General features: G+C 73.8%; 10 protein-coding genes. 6 read left to right on the top strand and 4 right to left on the bottom strand.

What is annotated here, in order from left to right; all coding sequences use genetic code 11:
- Positions 1–96: 96 nt before the first annotated feature.
- The 4 genes from MTQ01_RS13740 to MTQ01_RS13755 form a co-directional block, all read right to left on the bottom strand.
- Positions 97–1,008 carry an RICIN domain-containing protein gene (locus MTQ01_RS13740; RefSeq protein ID WP_247490186.1) on the bottom strand — a complete coding sequence of 304 codons (912 nt, stop codon included), beginning with the start codon at positions 1,006–1,008 and terminating at the stop codon, positions 97–99.
- Between the two features lie 166 nt (positions 1,009–1,174).
- The gene (locus tag MTQ01_RS13745) at positions 1,175–3,244 is read right to left on the bottom strand and encodes an AAA family ATPase (RefSeq protein ID WP_247490189.1); all 2,070 of its coding nucleotides are present in this window, start codon (positions 3,242–3,244) and stop codon (positions 1,175–1,177) included.
- 493 nt (positions 3,245–3,737) lie between these two features.
- A complete protein-coding gene (locus MTQ01_RS13750; RefSeq protein WP_247490191.1) occupies positions 3,738–4,370 on the bottom strand; it encodes a hypothetical protein in 633 nt (210 codons plus the stop codon).
- Between the two features lie 73 nt (positions 4,371–4,443).
- Entirely contained in the window at positions 4,444–5,079 is a 636-nt protein-coding gene (locus MTQ01_RS13755) for a hypothetical protein (RefSeq protein ID WP_247490192.1), read from the bottom strand.
- Between the two features lie 252 nt (positions 5,080–5,331).
- Between MTQ01_RS13755 and MTQ01_RS13760 the strand changes: the two genes are divergently transcribed.
- The 6 genes from MTQ01_RS13760 (at position 5,332) to MTQ01_RS13785 (ending at position 17,036) form a co-directional block, all read left to right on the top strand.
- Positions 5,332–6,507, top strand: coding sequence for a histidine kinase (locus MTQ01_RS13760; protein ID WP_247490193.1), 1,176 nt, complete (start codon positions 5,332–5,334; stop codon positions 6,505–6,507).
- The gene (locus MTQ01_RS13765) at positions 6,504–7,223 is read left to right on the top strand and encodes a response regulator (protein WP_374207733.1); all 720 of its coding nucleotides are present in this window, start codon (positions 6,504–6,506) and stop codon (positions 7,221–7,223) included. The genes MTQ01_RS13760 and MTQ01_RS13765 overlap by 4 nt, the downstream gene beginning before the upstream one ends.
- A gap of 173 nt (positions 7,224–7,396) precedes the next feature.
- Positions 7,397–9,025 (top strand): alpha/beta hydrolase, encoded by a 1,629-nt coding sequence (locus MTQ01_RS13770; RefSeq protein ID WP_247490195.1) that lies wholly within the window; start codon positions 7,397–7,399, stop codon positions 9,023–9,025.
- Positions 9,026–9,760: 735 nt separating this feature from the next.
- A complete protein-coding gene (locus tag MTQ01_RS13775; RefSeq protein ID WP_247490197.1) occupies positions 9,761–10,621 on the top strand; it encodes a DUF4132 domain-containing protein in 861 nt (286 codons plus the stop codon).
- On the top strand, positions 10,618–15,819 hold the full coding sequence (locus tag MTQ01_RS13780) for a hypothetical protein (RefSeq protein WP_247490199.1): 5,202 nt from the start codon (positions 10,618–10,620) through the stop codon (positions 15,817–15,819). Before MTQ01_RS13775 ends, MTQ01_RS13780 begins: the two co-directional genes overlap by 4 nt.
- On the top strand, positions 15,816–17,036 hold the full coding sequence (locus MTQ01_RS13785; RefSeq protein WP_247490201.1) for an AAA family ATPase: 1,221 nt from the start codon (positions 15,816–15,818) through the stop codon (positions 17,034–17,036). The genes MTQ01_RS13780 and MTQ01_RS13785 overlap by 4 nt, the downstream gene beginning before the upstream one ends.
- The last annotated feature ends 4 nt before the right edge of the window (positions 17,037–17,040 follow it).

Below are 17,040 nucleotides of genomic sequence, written 5' to 3' on the forward strand. Positions count from 1 at the left end.
AGGGCCGTTGGGCCGTGCGGGGCCGATGCCGCAGGTGCAGTGCAGTGCAGTGCGTGCAGCTGCAGCTGCAGCGCGGTGCGGGCAAGCGGGACGCGGTCAGCGCTGGATGCGCCAGGCGCTTTCCGGTCCGTTGGTGCAGCTCTGCAGGATCAACCGCCGGTCGTGGTGCCCCTCGGCGGCCTTGCCGACGCGCAGGCACTGGTGGTTGCTGGCGAAGTTCCGGATCTTGAAGGAGCCGTTGCCGGTGTCCTCGAACCACCAGAGCTGGTTGTCCTCTTCGATGCCGGGGTGGCAGTACGCCTGGCTGAGCGGTGTGCCGGGCGGCTGTGGGCCGCGGGTCGGCACGTCGAAGCACAGGTCGTCCTTGGTGTTGGCGATGATCGCCAGTGGCGCACCGCCGGGGCCCCGGTCCTCGTACTGGATACGGATGTCCCAGAGCTGGTTGTCCTTGCTCGTGCCGTTGCAGCGGTGCTGGTTGATGGACTTGCCGGTCTTGCCGGGCCCGTAGCCGGGGACATCGGCGCACAGACCGGTCGCGACGTTCTTCAGCAGCACCTTGGACCGCAGCTGCGGCCCCTTGGCCCGGTTGTCGCGCAGCGTGTCCGCCGCGCTGTCCTTCTCCGGGGTGGGCGTCGGGGGCGGCGGCGGTGGTTGCCTCGCGGCCTCCGCGTCGGCCTTCTTCTTCTCTTCCTCCTCCTTCTTCTTGCGTTCCTCCTCGCGCTTCTCCCGCTCCCGCTGCTCGGCGGCGTGGGACTCGGTGAGCTTCTTCTCGGCGGCCGCCTGCTCGGCGGCCACCTGCTGCTTCTTCTCCTCCTCGGCGTTCTGGTACGTGCGCCAGGCGCCGAGGCCCAGGGTGGCGCCGGCGGCGAGTGCCATGATGGCCACCGCGCCCGCGATCCTGGTGCCTACGCGGGACCGCTCGCCCGGCTGCTGGGCGCTTGTCGCCAGCGCGTCGACGAACCGCGCCCGCCGGCGCCGCTTCTCGTCGTCCTGCTCCGTCTCAGCCAACGTCCGTTCCCAACTCGCAGGTGTTCAACAGTGGTTGCGCGGACCTCTCCGGACATTCCACACCCGGGCAGTCAACCATCGGACCTCCGCACCGTGCCGCTCCCGAGGGCGCGATGAGCGCGGAATGAGCACAAGGTGAGCAGTGCCCGCGGGACTGTTTCCGTGCTCACCTGGGCATCGGGCCGTAGAACTCGCGCTCTCGCAGCAGCTCGGCGGCCCTGGTCAGCGCCGAGGAGAGCCGTCGGCGGTAGGTGCCGAAGGACAGTCCCGCGCGGCTCGCGGCGGCCTGCTGGCTGCGCGGCCCGCTCAGATAGGTGACCTCCAGCACGTCGCCGAGCTGCCGCCGCCCGGGGTGCGAGCGCAGCTGCGCGACCGTCTCGACGAGCGCCTCGCGCAGCTCCGAGGCGTCCCCGCCGAGCGACACCAGCCGGGTCGCCAGCAGCGGGCTCTCCGCGAGCTGGCGCGGATCCAGCGCGCTGCGGTAGGCGTGTTTGACCGCGTCGGCGAACTCCGGCCAGGGCATGACGGGTTCGGCTCCGGCCTCCGGCGCGCGGGCGACGGCGGGCTCGTCGGCGAGCAGCCGGGTCAGCAGCGTCGCGGCCCAGCGGTCGAACGGCGTACCGCGCCAGTCCTGTACGAACGGCAGTACGCGCTCGCCCTCCGGACCGTGCACCGTGCCCGCCCGCCGGTGGCCGTAGAGAGTGAGCATCGACGCGAGCCCGCGCGGCGCCTCCCGGGCGCAGGTCCAGCTCATCGCCAACCCCGGAGTCGTCGCCCACAGCGTGGTCAGCGCCGAGCACGCCGCCGCCGTGCTCCCCGTGATCCAGCGGGCCAGCAGCAGGCGTTCGGCCCGCCGCAGCGGCGAGCGGTCGGCAGTGTGCGCGAGTGCCGCGTGGGCGACGGGATCGTCCGGGATCCTCGTCGATCCCGCCTCGAGGCACGGGGCGACCACCGCGCCGACGATCCGCCCGAGGCCGTCCTCGGCGACGGTGAAGGCCGTCGGCTGGTGCTGCCACCACCGCAGCGCCAGTCGGCCGGCGGCGACTCCGTGCTCCTTCTCGACGCTCGCCAGCACCTCCTCCAGATCGTCCGGGCCGGCGGGACGCAGCCGCTGCCGGTCGGAGTCGCGCCAGTCGACGGCGTCCCAGGCGATCCGGTGGGTGCGCCCCAGATGTGCCAGCCCGGCCCCGAACACCCAGCGAGAGCCGGTGCGTTGGCGTACGCGCTCGATCTGGTAGCCGTACAGGCGGCGGAAGAGGCGCTCGTACTTCTCCGGTCCGCGCCAGCGCAGATCGGTCAGCAGCGCGTCGCGCGCCAGGGGGTGCGGCACCAGGCCCTCGGCCGTGTTCTGGACGAACGAGAGTCCGCGCAGCCAGTCGCACAGCTCTCTGCCCTCGGCGGCCGGGACGTCCAGGGCGTACCGCACCAGCTCCTCGCTGGTGACGCGGGCGAGCGAGAGCACGTGCAGCGCGTCGGTCTGCGGCAGTGTCGGCGACTCGCGCAGCAGCAACCGCAGCAGTTCGCCGACGAGTTCGGGGGAGCCGTGCAGTCCGGTGGCGTGCCGCGGCCCGGCCCCGGAGGCGCCGTCGTCGCGGGGGTCGGCCGGGTACATGCCCTGGTCGCCGGGGTCGGCGAGCAGGACGAGGGCGAGCGGAAGCCCGTGGGCGGCCCGGACCAGAGCGGCGGTCGCGTGCTCCGACACGCCCCGGTTGCGCAGGAGTTGGGCGGCCTCGGCGTCGTTCATGCCGCCCAGCCGCACGCTGCGCAGCACGTGCCACCACTGCGCGTCGGTGCGCCACTCCACCGAGGGCGGCTTCCTCCCGGCGACGACCACCAGAAGGTGGGAGGGCATCCGCGGCAGGAAGACGTCCCGCAACCAGCCCTCGACCGGCCCCAGCAGCTCACCCGAGTCGACGACGAGCACATGGGCGTCCTCGGTGGGCCCCTGCGCCGCCAACGCGGCCTCGAACGCCTCGGGTTCGGCCTTCACATGGCGCATGTCGACGGTACGGGCGACCCGGCCGTGCGTCTGCGCCTCGTCGGCGAACCGACGCAGCAGCGCGGTCTTGCCGACGCCACCCATGCCGTGCAGCCACACCACCGAGCAGCCCTGCCGCTCGCCGAGCAACAGCTCGCGCAGCAGCCGCAGTTCGGCCGATCTACCGGTGAACATCTTGTTCCGTAAGGCGGCGAGCATCTCCGCGTACGAACGCTCGGGTATGTGGTCGGAGGACATCGGCGTCACCACTCCGCCGCAGGTGTGCCGGACACCGAACGGCCGGGCCCCCGCGGGGACGTGGGTCGAACCGCGCCGGTGGAGAGCGCCGCGGTGTGCGGCCCGGTGCGCAGCTCGGGCCGGTGCCGGGGGAGGGGCTCCGAGCCTCGTCGGCCTTGGCGGGCAATCGCTTCCGCCCTGCGCGCCGCTGCGGCGTTCCGCACCCTCATCACCTCGGCCACTGCTTCCGTGTCAGTGTCATCGAACGCCACTGTGTCGCTTGGTGACAAAAGTATCAACCCGTGTGGTGTGAAACCTGCGGCAGTTGTGACATCGGGGACGAGGTGGGAGGACTACCGAGACCGTACAGCCGGCGCGGCCTCGGGGGAGTCGGACGTTCGACGGGCGGGCGCCGCCACGGCGTCGGGCCGGTGCGCGGAACTCCCGCCGCCCGGGTGCTGCCGAAGGGCGGAGGCCCCGACCCCGTGGAGCCTCCGCCCTGACGCCGACCGGATCAGCCGCAGTGCTCCTCGCGCTCCTGGTCCGTCATCGCCCTGGTGTGCTGGGTCTTGGAGCTGGTGCCCTCGGGGACCGGGCCGGTCGCCTCGAACGGCACGTACCAGTAGTAGTGGCCGTGGAAGCGGTCCTCGAAGTGCAGCTCGTAGGTGCCCTTCACCCGCTGCATCTCGGGGGCGCGGTTGATGGTGCCCACGTCACCCGGCCGCACCGTCAGGTTGGTCGTCTCCGACTCGGTGTGCGAGCTGGACCAGCTCTGCTCGTAGCTGGTCTGCAGGGTCGTCTTGAAGACGTCCGCGTAGCCGGCCTCGACGCTCAGCGAGATGCCGAGACTGGTGGTCTCGGTGGTGGTGTCGGACCAGGTCACGCTCGAAGTCTGGTTGTCGGGCGTGCAGTTGAAGGCGCTGTCGCCCACCTGGTGGCCGTCGCCCTTGAAGAACTCGGGCGGCGAGTCCGGGTGGAACATGCACTTGTTGGTGCCGTTGTCGCACTTGTCCAGGAGCTCGCGCGAGGTGGGCGGGTCCTCGTGGTCACGGGCGTCGGCGGCCTGCGCGGCCCCGGGCATCAGCACCAGACCCGCGGTGGTCGCCGCGGCGGCCAGCAGGACGGTCAGTGAGCTTCTCTTGGCCATCGTCGTTTCCGGCTCTCTCTTCGTGGGGGGGTTGTGTGGGGAGACGAGCAGCGCAGTGGGGTGCGCCGCCGCGTCAGCTGAAGCCGATGGACTGGGTGCGGTCGTTCATGAACGACCCGATGTCCGGGGTGTTCTCCTTGAACGGTCCGTCCCGCTCGCCGCCGAGATCCGGCTCCGGGTAGAGCCAGATCCAGCACTCGGCCCAGGGCTGGACCGAGGAGATCCGGTCCTTCCACTCGTCGTCCAGCGTCAGCTGCCAGTCGACCCAGCCGTCCTTCTTGCACGGCGCCTCACCACGGACGGTGAGCGAGCCGCCGCCGTAGTTGGTCTCGTCGAAGAAGGTGCCCTGGATGACCTCGCCGGCCCGAATCGCGTCCCTGTCGCGGGCCAACTCGGCGGTGCGGCCGTGCAGTCGGGCGTCGCCCTCGGCCGCCTCGACGCCCGCAGGTGCGTCGGAGATCCGACCACCCGTCGCCGCGTCGACGGCGTCGGTGAAGGTGGCGTAGCACTCCAGCCCGCCGGACCCGAGGTCCTGCACGCAGTGTGCGTCCGAGGTGCGCGGCGAGGCGTCGGCGGTGGTCACGGCTCCGGCGGGAGCGCCTCCGAGCAGCAGCGGAGCTCCGACCGCGACGGCCACGGCGGCGGCACGCAGTCTGCGGTGATGGGGGGTGGCGGTCGACGCGGGACGCCGACCACTCGTGTCTGCCATGTGCGGCTCCTTGCAGAGATGTCCAGTACATGGCGCTACTGCTCGGGCTTCCCCAACCCAAACCAGGAGCCCGCTATTGCCCGGCAGCGATCCCGTCTCCGCAGCTCAACACGGTTCTGAGCGCTCGCTGTTGCCGACTTTGCCCGTGCTCGCGACGGACCCCACCCTCGCCCGACCCGTCCGAGGCCCCCGCGATCGAGCCGTCAACCCCGTCGGCTTCGCCGACCGGGCACGCGACCTAGGATCGGGCCGGTGAGCGCGAAGACAGAGACGCCGGGGCGCGGGGCCCGTCAGCTGCTCGTCGATTCCGTCATCTTCGCGATGGCCGTCGCGGTGGGCGGGATCACCGTGGCCGGCCTGCTCGACGACCCGGCCGCGGCGCACACCTGGATCTTCCGCGCGGACCTGGCCACCGGGGTGGCCGGCTGCCTCGCACTGTGGTGGCGCCGTCGCTTCCCGGTCGTGCTCGGCGTCGCGCTGGCCGTGGCGAGCGCGTACTCGGAGACGGTCGCGGCGGCCTCGGTCGCCACACTCTTCACCGTCGCCGTGCACCGCTCCAACAGGGCCACGGCGACAGTGTGCGCGATCAGCCTCGCGGCGGTCACGTCGTACCAGCTGTGGTGGCCCGAGACCGCGGCGCCGCTCATGGTGTTCGCCGTCATCGGCACGGGGCATCTGGCGACGGTGGCGTGGGGGCTCTCCGTGCGCAACCGGCGGGCGTTGCTCGCCTCCCTGCGGGAGCGGGCGGCGGCGGCCGAGGTCGAGGCGTCGCTGAGGGCCGAGCGCGCCGAACGGGAAGCGCGGGAAGCCCTGGCACGGGAGATGCACGACGTCCTCGGGCATCGCCTGTCGCTGCTCAGCGTGCACGCGGGCGCCCTCACGTACTACCCGGACGCTCCCGCCGAGGACCGGGTACGGGCCGCCGAGGTGGTGCGGGAGAACGCGCACCGTGCGCTCCAGGACCTCCGCGAGGTGATCGGTGTGCTGCGGGCGCCGGTGGGAGAACTGCCGCTGCCCGGCCTCGGGGACGTGCCGGAGCTGATCGAGGAGGCCCGACAGGCCGGTGCACCGGTCGAGTTGGAGGACGAGGACGGGCTGACGACCGGCGGGCGGGAGGTTCCGGAGACCCAGGGCCGCACGCTCTACCGTCTCGTCCAGGAGGGGCTGACCAACGCCCGCAAACACGCCCCGGGCGCGTGCGTGGTGGTCCGGATGGCGGGCCGGCCCGGCGGCGGGCTGAGCGCGGAAGTGGTGAACGAGGCTCCGCCGGGCCCGCCGCCGACGGACTCTGCGGCGCGGAGCGCGGGTTCCGGGCAGGGCCTGCACGGGCTGGGGGAGCGCGCACGGCTGGTCGCCGGACAGCTCGACCACGGGCCGACGGAGTCGGGCGGCTGGCGCGTCGGCGTGCGACTACCCTGGCCGTCGTGACGCATCCCAACCCTGCCGACGACGTTCCCGCCGACGGCACGGCGGACCAACGCCCCCTCGTGGACGTGCTGGTGGCGGACGACGACCCGGTGGTGCGGTTCGGGCTCAAGATGATGCTGGGCGGCGCCCCGGACCTGCGCGTGGTGGCCGAGGCGGGCGACGGCGCCGAGGCGGTGGCGCTGGCCCGCCGCCACCGGCCCGACGTGGTGCTGATGGACATTCGGATGCCCGGCACCGACGGGCTCGCCGCCACCGAGACGCTGCGCGGTGTGCAACCGGCGCCGCAGGTCATCGTGCTCACCACGTTCGACGCGGACGCCCACGTGCTCCGGGCCCTGCGGGCCGGGGCCGCGGGCTTTCTGCTCAAAGACACCCCGCCGGACGAACTCGTCGTCGCCATCCGGCATGTGGCGCAGGGCCGCTCCGTGCTCTCGCCCGAGGTGACCCACCGTCTGATCGCGCGCGTCGCCGACTCGGAGCAGGACGCCCGGCGGGAGGCCGCCCGACGCCGTCTCGACACGCTCGCCGAACGGGAGCGCACCGTCGCGGCCGAGATCGGCGCCGGACGCACCAACGCGGAGATCGCCGCGCGGCACCACCTGGGCCTGACCACGGTCAAGACCCACGTGTCGGCGATCCTCACCAAGCTGGACCTCAACAACCGGGTCCAAGTGGCGCTCCTCGTCCAGGAGGCCGGGATCGCCCCCGGGCAGTGACCGACGGCAAGGCCTGCCCTGCCCGGCCCCCTGCCCCGGTCCGCGACGCCCGGCCTCTCGGCGGCGCCCCGGCCTTTCGGCGGTGGACGCAGCCGCTCCGGTCCTCCTTCGGTCGGCCGGTTCGGGCTCTTCGGCCGATGTTCCGCGCAGCCGGGCTGCCTAGCGTCGACGCCATGCCCTTCTCACACCGACTGCCGCACAGCCCGTCCGTGCCCCTGCGGATCGCCTCGTTGCTGACCGTCGCCGCCCTGGCCCTCACCGGCTGCACCGCGACCGGCGCACCCACCCCCGGGGAGGGGAACGACGCCGCGAAGACCTCACCGGCGCCCGTTCCCGAACCGGCCGAGTGGAGGAAGTGCGGTCGGGGACTGGACTGCGCCACCGTCAAAGTGCCGCTGGAGTACGACGATCCCGGCGGGGAGCAGATCGCGCTGGCGGTGACCCGACACCGTGCCACCGACCCGGGCCGGCGCATCGGGAGCCTGTTCATCAACCCCGGCGGTCCGGGGGTGCCCGCCACCGAGACGGTGGAGTCCATCGACGCCGCCGCCGGCGAGGGCCCGTACTCGCCCGACCTGCTCGCCCGGTTCGACGTCGTCGGAATGGACCCCCGCGGGGTCGGCGAGTCCGAAGCCGTGCGCTGCCTCACCGACGAGCAGCGCGCCGAGCAGGCGGCAGAGGACCGCGATCCCACCGTGCCGGGCGGGAAGCCGTACGAGCAACTGCTCGCCGACGCCCGGACCTTCACCGAGGGCTGCCGGAAGCATCAGAGCCCGGAGTTCCTGGCGAGCCTGTCCACCGACAACGTCGCCCGCGACCTGGACCAGGTGCGCGCGGCTCTGCGCGAGGACACCATCACCTTCTACGGCGCCTCGTACGGCACTGTGGTCGGCCCCATGTACGCCACCCTCTTCCCCGACCGCGTCCGGCAGATGGTCATCGACGCACCCGTCGACACCCACCTGTGGCAGCACGAACCCCTGAAGCTGCTGGACGACGTCGCGCGCTCCAACGAGGAGACGCTCGACGCCTGGTTCGAGAGCTGCCGCACCGAGGGGGCCGAGGCGTGCGCCTTCGGCGACGGCGACCCGAGCGCCGCACTCGACGCCCTGATCACCGAGTTGGAGGCGTCCCCGCTGGAGGTGCCGCCGGTCGAGGGGATCACCCCGGGCGGACGGCTCGACGGAGCGGTGGCCCTGGAAGCCGTACGGGCCGCCGCGGGCAACCGCGAGCTGTGGCCCAGGCTCACCGAGGCACTGCTCGCCGCGGAGAACGGCGACGGCAGAGGCCTGCTCGTCGTGGCCACCTTCGTCACCGTGGCGCCCTTCGGCGGTCCGTTCGCCACTCTCCAGGAGCCGCACACCGGTGTCAGGTGCGCCGACTGGCCGGACCTGGGCGAGCTGTCCGCGCACCGCGCCGCAGCGAGGAAGATCACCGAGCGCGGCGAGCGGCTCGGCAGCCGGGCCGCGTACAGCGCCCTCAACTGCGCACTGTGGCCGGCCGAGAACAAGGACCGCCACACCGAGGCGCTCACCGCCGCCGGAGCGCCGCCGATCCTGGTGGTCGGCGGCCGACTGGACAACGTGTCCCCGCACCACTGGGCCGAAGCCATGACCGAACGTCTGGAGGGCGCCGTCCTGCTCACCCGCGAGGGCGTCGGCCACACCTCGTACCGCTCCAGCGGCAAGTGCGTCGACTCGGCCGTCGACGCAGCACTGATCCACGGCAAGCTGCCCGCGGACGGCACCGTCTGCGACGCGCCACCCGCCACCACCCGGCCCCCGGAGACAACTGCCCGGTGAACGCCGCGAGTTCGTGAACGCCCGCGCGGGGCGGGGAACGAGGGTCACCCGCTCCCCGCCCCGCCGACGTTCCGGCACTGGGGGGGAAAGCCCGGCGGCCACCGGTCGGTGATCGGGGCGGACCAGGCGGATGTGCTCAGATTCGACGAGCCGGTCGCGCAGGCGTGCCGTGGTGCGACAACGAGGCAAGGCTCTCTACGGCGAGATGCGACGCTCGCCAACCCGCCAACCCGCCAACCCGCCAACCCGCCAACCCGCCAACCCGCTAACCCGCCAACCCGCCAACCCGCTGACTGCGGCGGACGGCCGGCACGTCCGGTGTCTGCGCGTGAGCGGTTCCGGCCGGGCGGCGAACCGGAGGGGCCTGTGTCCGCCGGTCCTGAACTTGCCGGGGCGAGCAGCAACCCGGTGCGGACGTCTCCACCTCAGCACCGCACCGTGCCTGCGCAGAGCCCGCCCCAGTCCCCAACTCGGTCCCCAACTGCCGACTCTCGTACGGCTGCCGGCCGCCCGGTCGTTCGGCGGTGCCGGCGGGCCGGACCGTATCGGGCCGGCGGGTTGTCCGGGCGCGGGTGGGCCGGAGGGTGAACGTGCCGGAGCGTGAACGTGCCTGGTCGCGTTGTCAGTCGGTGGGCCTAGAGTCTCTGCTACTCGCCGCGGTGCGCATCCGTCGGCGGGTCTCATCAGCGTGCCGCCGTCCGGCGGCGCAGCGGGGCACAACGGGGAGCACAGCGCATGGGGTGGGTATCCGCGGGCGACTACGAAGTCGCCCTGGAGGCCGGTAGGTTGGTCTGCCGCAACGGGAAGGGTCGGCGGCTGAAGTCCGTACCGGCCAAGTTGAAGGAGGAGCCGGCGGTCGTCGGGCTCCGGCAGTTGGGCGAGTGGTTGGAGCGGCACGAAGCCCGCTGCCTGTCCGACGTCGAGCAGTGGATGGTGCGTTCGCTGCCCGTCCCCACCACCGTGCTCGCCCGGGTCTGGCCCGACCCGGCCTGGCGGGCGGCGCTGAGCGACATGGTCGTCACCGGCGCGGACGGCGGAGTCGCCGGGTTCCTGCGCGATGTGGACCCCGAGCGGGGTCTGGGCCTCGTCGACCTGGACGGCGACACCGTCCGCATCACCCCCGACGTGGTGCGCGTTCCGCATCCCGTGCTCCTCGAAGACCTCGACGAGCTGCGGGAGTTCGCGGTCGAGCTGGAGATGGACCAGCGGGTGGAGCAGCTGTTCCGCGAGGTGTGGCACCGTCCGCCCGGCCTCGCACCGGAGACCGTCTCGGTGGACACCTACGCGGGCGGTGTCTTCAAGGAACTGCGGTTCCTGCACAGCCGCACCACTCAGCTCGGCTACCGCTCCCGCGGCGGGTACGCCGTCTGCCCGGTCGTGGAGGACGGCGTCACCGTCGAGGCCCGCATCTGGATCGGCGAGCACGACGGATACGACGCGTACGGCACCGAGACGGGCCCGCTGGGCTGGACCGACTCCTCGGGGCGCACTCTGACGGCGGCCGAGGTCGGCCCCGTCGCATGGTCGGACGGCATGCGCATGGCGGCGGCGCTCTACGCCGGCCGCGATGTGGAAGACGAGGAGCAGGCGGCATGAGCACCACCACGACACACACCCCCACGGGCACGGGCACACGCCCTGACACCCCCGCGCTCCCCGGCCGTACCGACGGTGACTCCGGGACCCGTATCGCGGCCCTGCTCGACGCGGACGCCGTTCTTCCCGCCGGCACCACTGACCGGGACGACGCCGACACACTGACCGCCCGCACCTACACCCACCCGGCCCTCGGGGACAGGCCCGTCGTCCGCCTGGTGCCCGGCACCCTCGGCGAGGCCGAGGACCTGGCGCTGGAGTTCCTCGGGCTGTCGCGGACCGAGGACGCCCCCGTGGTGGGCCAGGTCCGCCGGGTGACACTGGGCTTCCCCGCCTGGGCCCTGGTCAACGACCCGGCCAACGGCCACCACGCCCTGGCCCTGGTCAAGGACATCGAGCGGCTGGGCCGCCAGGCCAGGAGCCGTGCCGGCGCGGCCAAGGAGGGCTTCGACGAGCTCGGCACCCGGCTGGGCCGTGCCGTGCCGCACTTCCTGCCCACCTACTACGAGCAGGTCGCCCGCCTCTTCCTCCAGGCGGAGAACACCACGTACGCGGCCACCTTCTTCGGCAAGGCCCGCGAGGCGGAGCGGGTGCACGGCCTCGTCGTGGACGAGGACCGGCAGCGGGCGGTCTTCCTGGAGTTCGCCTTCGCCGGTGCGCTGACCGTCAAGGCCCTGCGGCAGTACGTGCGGGACCTCACCGACCGGCTCTCCCCGGCCGAAGCCTGGGCTCAGTTCCGCAGACTGCTGGTCGAGCGCTGCTCCGCGGGTGTGCCGCCCTACGCGGCGCTGCCGCAGGACGTGCGCGCACTGCTCAAGGCCACCGGGCTGGACCGCGCCGCTGCCGAGCGCGAGCTGGTCGCGGACCTGATCGGCTCGCCGGGAGTGGTCCGCGCCCCCGCCTCGTTCTGGACGGCCTACCGCTCCTCGGTCGTCGCTCTCGGCCGGCAGGACCCGGCCGTGCGCGCCCGGCTCACCGGCTTCTTCCCGGAGACCTTCACCGAGAAGGGCGACCGGTCCGCAACCGGCGAGCACGCCTGGCTCACGCTGCTGGCCGAGGCCGGCGCCGAGGAGCTGCTCACCGAACTCCCGGCCGTCGCGGGGGAGTCGGGCACAGCGCAGGAGGCGCCGTCCGTCTCGCCGGCGGACTGGCTCGGCCGCTGGGAGGCGTACCGCCAGCGGGACCGGTCCTGCTCGGGCCGCAGCCCGCAGACCCTCGCGCTGCTCGCCCGCATGGCGGACCGGCTGCGCGCCGACGGACGACCCGTCCAGCTCTTCCACGGCCGCTGGCACTGCACGGCCGACCTCGACGTCCTCGACCACTGCCTGACCGAGGGCATACCCGTCGCCCAGCCGGAGAAGCAGGCCCAGGGCTACGGGCGGCCCCCCGGCTTCGCGCTCGGCCGCTGGCTCACCGACACCGCGCCCGGCGCGCGCGACCTCGCCGCCGTCGAACGGAGCCCGGAGTTCCGCGCCCGGCTCAGCCACGCCGTCGGCGAGCTCGGAGGAAGCGGCCGGAACAACAGGTCCGACGAATCGGAGCTCCGGGCACTGGCCGCGCACCCGGTGCTCTCCGTGGTGCTGCGCGAGTGGCTGACCGCCCGCGCCGAGGAGTACACCACCGCCCGCGGCCTTCCCGGCCTGCGGTCCGCGCTCGGCAGACTGGCCGGTTTCGGACGGGTGGTCGAGAAGGTCGCGCCGGAGGCGGTCAGCCTCGTCGGGGCCCACTCGGTGGTGCCCGTGCTCGCCGCCGCCCTGCGCGCCGGCGTCCCGGACGAGCTGGGCTGGCCCGCACTGGACGAGGCGTACACCGAGCTGGCCGCGGAAGCGGCCGCCACGCCGCAGGCGCGCAACCACCGCGCGGCCGAGGTCGAGATCACCGGCGCCTGGCCCGCCCTGATCCTGAGCACCCGCGAGCGTGCCGTGGTCGTCGGCCCCGAGGGCGTCCTGCTCCGGCACACCCTGCGGCTGCCCGCGGACGTCGACCAGTGGCGGTCGCTCGGATTCCGTTACGTCGACGGCGAGTTGCTGGTCGTCTGGTGGGAGGGCGGCAAGCAGCACGGCTACTGGTCGAACCGTCCCGCCGAGGTGTTCCTCCCGGGCGGCGAGCAGATCGCCGGCTGGGGCGGTGGCGGCGTCTCCGACAACGTCTGCCTGCCGCTGCCCGGAGGCGGTCGCGCGACCGGCGGCAAGGCGCTGCACGCGGGCGACACCGACCTTCCGCCGCGCCGCGCGGTCCTCTCCGACGGCACCGGCCACTGGCGTGCCGGACACCAGGGCACGCAGCACGCGTGGCTGGAGTACGACCCGGCCACCGGCACCCACGGCCGCGCCTCACTGCCCGCCTTCCTGCGCTCCGGAGTACAGGACGGCAGCCGGCTGCTCGCCGAGCACTGCCAGGTGCTGCCGCTCCAACCCGGCCTGGAGACCACCCCGTTCGGCACGGACGGCGCCGTCCTCGGCCGCTGGGTCCGCCGCACGGTCGCCGATCCCGGCGGTTCCGCGCCCGCGGACGGCCACCGGGCCGAGGCGGGCAGCCCGGACGGCACCACGGTGACCCTGCCGGGCCCGCTGGCCGACGGCTACGCGGTCCCGCTCGGCGCTCTCGCCCTGCCCGGCGGGGCACGTCCGATCCTGGTCCGGCGCCATGCGGCCGTGGAGGCCCATCCGGCGGACACCGACGGCACCGGCGGCAGCCTGTGGTCCGTCACTCCCGACAACTCCGGCGTCGGCCACATCGCGGCGGGCACCCCGTACCTGCCGCCCGTCGCCTACTGGCACGCCCTGCGCCCGCGGGACGAGGCGGGCTCCGCGGCGCTGCGGACCCTGACCCGGGACCGGGCGCAGCAGCTGTTCGACGAGGTCGCCGTCGCCATCGGCAAACACCTGGAGGCGGTCCGGAGCGTCGAGAAGTACACCGGGCCCTCGTCGCGGCAGATGAGCGAGGAGGTCGTCGCCCTGATCCTGCCCGAGGTGACCGATGCGCGGCTGCGTGCCGGAGTCACCGCGATGGTCGATGTCGCGGTGCGGCACGCCGTCGCGGTCGACCGGTTCCTGAGGCCGCCCGAGCCCGCGCAGTCCGAGCGGCCCGCGAGGACCGCGCGCACCGAGGGCATGTTCTTCGATCACGAGCCGGAGCACGGCGACGACCGGACCCTGCGGCAGGCCACCGCCTGGGGCTCCGAGCGCATCCACGGCTCGTGGTGGCGCGGCGGCCGTGAGTGGACCGCGATCCGCGGGATCCTCGCCGTCAACCACGTGCTCGGAGGTGAGCCCGCGTTCGGCCCGCCGGTGCCGACGAAGTCGCCGTTCAGCGCGGTCGACGGCTGGCAGCGGGACGAGTACACGGTGCCCGGGGACAGCGTGCGCTGGACCTCCCTCCTCGACAAGCTGCCCGAGCTTGCCTACCGGGCCGCCTCGCCGGCCGTCACCGCCGAGCAGCGCGAAGGGCTCCTCGTCCTGCTCGACGCACTCGCCGCCGGGCCGCTCGCGGATCCGGCGGGCACCGTGCGGCAGGTGCATCTCCTCGAGCCGTACGCCGGCACGCCCGGGCAGCACGACCACCGGCCGGTGCCGCGCCTGGGCCAGGTGCTGCGCAAGGGCTCCCGCACCATCGTGATCCTCGACGACTGCCACCGGTACGCCGACGAGGTCGGGCGCTGGCTGGCCCTGGACCACGACCCGACCGGAGCCTTCGGCGCCGTGCCCGGCTTCACCCTGGAGCGGGAGCGCGTGCACCGCGACGGCACAGCCGTGGACCGGCTCACCCGACTCACCGCGCTGGTGCGGGCCAAGGGGGCCGCGCCGTGGAGCCCGGAGGCGGCAGAGGCGTTCCACACGGCCACCGGCATCGGGCCGCTCCAGGCCGTCGCCCTGCTGTCGGCCGCCACCGAGGAGCCGGAGGCCGAGGCACTCACCCTGCTCGGCACCAAGACCCGTGCCTTCGAGGCGGCGCAGGCCAGGCTGCACGCCCTGCCGCGCGACGACCGACACGCGCTGGTCCGCGCGCTGCTGCCGGCGGACCCGGCCGCGCTCTGGTCCACCGGACCGGACGTCCCGGCCGCCGCCGAGGTCTGGCGGCAGCGCCTGGGCTCCCTCGTCCGCGTCCCCGAAGAGCTGGACCTCGATCTGTCGGGCGCCACGCTCGGAGCGATCGACCTGGTGCTCAACGCGGCCTCCCGGGACTGGCTCGCCGACGGCACCGCCGCCTCCGACGGGCGGAGCCCCGGTCTGCGGCGGGCGGGTGCCCGCGGTGCGATCGACGGCGCCCTGACCGCGATGCGCGTCCTGGCCTACGACCTGCCGCACCGGCATCCGCTGCGGTCCCACCTGCCCACCGGGCTCGCGGCACTGCGCGCCCGTCTCGCCGACCCGGAGCTGGTGCTCGACCTCGGCCTGGCCTGGACGGAGGAGGGCGGGCCGATCGGTGCCCCGATCCGCGCCGCCTTCGGCCTCCCCGAGGCCGAAGGAGCGGACGCCGACGGGCTGGTACGGGCCGGCGAGGCGCTGCTGCTGACGCCCGACCGCGGCCGGGGCCACGAACGACTGCTCATCCGCCCGGCCGGTCTGACGGGGTCCGAGGATCCGGTCCTCGGTCTCGTCGAGGGCATGATCGACACCCATTCCGGCCTCGACCTGCGCGCACTGCGTGCCCTGCTCGGCGAGGAGACGGACGCCCTGGTCTCGGCCGGCCTGCCCGCGGGTGCCACCGGTGACCCGGACTCCGCGCCGGCTGCGCACCATCCGGCGCAGGACCCGTCCCGCACGGTGCCCGAGCTGGTGGCGGAGGCCGCCGAAGCGCTCGGTCTGAGTGCGGACGCCGCCACCCTGTACCTGATGCTGCTCGCCCTGCCCGACCCCACGGACCGCAACTGCGTCCGCTGGACGCAGTGGAAGCCCGCGCGCATCAAGAAGGCCCGCGCCGAGCTCGCCGCCGGCAGCCTGGTCACCGAGGCCAAGCGGTCCCGAGCGGGACGCACGCTCTTCCTGCCCTGCGGTTGGCGCGAGCGGCGGTCGCCCGCCCTGCCGCTGGAGACCTGGAAGGAAAGTCTCTACCCGGTGGTCGGCGACATCCGCACCGTGCCCGACCGGCCGGTGGCCGCGCTGTTCGCGGCGGCCTGGGCACGGGTCCGGGACGGCGACGCCCCGGCCTTCGAAGAACTGGAAACCCGCGCATCCCGGAAGGGCCGCCGCCGATGACGACCACCAGCACCGACCCCACCGCCGGCCCGGGCGCCGCCGCCCGGCCCCGGGCGGCGACAGCCGCCGACCAGCACCGGCAGATCACCCCGCCCGAGGACCGGTACGCCACCGAGCTGGCCTTCCTCGCCGCTCACGACACCGGACCCCGCCCGCCAGGCTGGCGCCTCACGCCGCGTGCCGTCGTCCTGTTCGTGACGGGCAGCGCCGGGCAGGCGCTGAGTCTGCCCAAGGACGCGGCTGCGGACCCCGGGGTGCCGAGCCGCCTGGTGATCGAGGAGAAGTTCGTCGGCGAGCGCGCCCTGGTCGAGCGCTGCGTGGTCACCCTCGCCGGTGAGCGCGGGCTCCTCCTGGTGGGAGAGCCCGGCACGGCCAAGTCCATGCTCTCCGAGCTGCTGTCGGCCGCCGTCTGCGGCACCAGCGCGCTCACCGTGCAGGGCACCGCGGGCACCACCGAGGACCAGCTCAAGTACGGCTGGAACTACGCGCTGCTGCTCGCCCAGGGCCCCACGGAGGAGGCACTGGTTCCCTCCCCGGTGCTCACGGCCATGACGCGGGGCGCGGTCGCCCGCGTGGAGGAGGTGACCCGCTGCCTGCCCGAGGTGCAGGACGCGCTGGTCTCGCTGCTCTCCGAACGCCGTATCGCCGTCCCCGAACTGGCGGGCAGCGAGAGCGCGTTGGCACATGCGGCACCCGGTTTCACCCTCATCGCCACCGCCAACCTGCGGGACAAGGGCGTGTCGGAGATGTCCGCCGCGCTGAAGCGGCGCTTCAACTTCGAGACGGTCGGCCCCATCGGTGACGTGGACGCCGAGGCGGCGCTCGTGCGCCGCCAGTCCCGTGCCGCGGTGGAGCGCGCGGGCGCGGCCTACCAGGTCGACGACGCCGTGCTGGAGGCGCTGGTCACCGCCTTCCGGGATCTGCGCGAGGGACGTTCCGCCGAGGGCTGGGAGGTGGAACGGCCCTCCACGGTGATGAGTACGGCGGAGGCGGTCTCGGTCGCGGGCTCCCTCGGCCTGGCCGCCGCGTACTTCCCCGGCGACCGGGACGTGCTGTCGCTGCTGCCCGGCCATCTGCTCGGCGTCGTGCGCAAGGACGATCCGGCCGACGCGGCGCGCCTGCTCGGCTACTGGGACGGCGCGGTGCGCAGACGCGCGGAGCAGGGCTCGTCGACCTGGCGCGCCCTGTGGGACCTGCGCGCGGTGCTGGAGAACTGAGCCG

Source organism: Streptomyces sp. XM4193 (assembly GCF_023072595.1).
Taxonomy (GTDB): domain Bacteria; phylum Actinomycetota; class Actinomycetes; order Streptomycetales; family Streptomycetaceae; genus Streptomyces.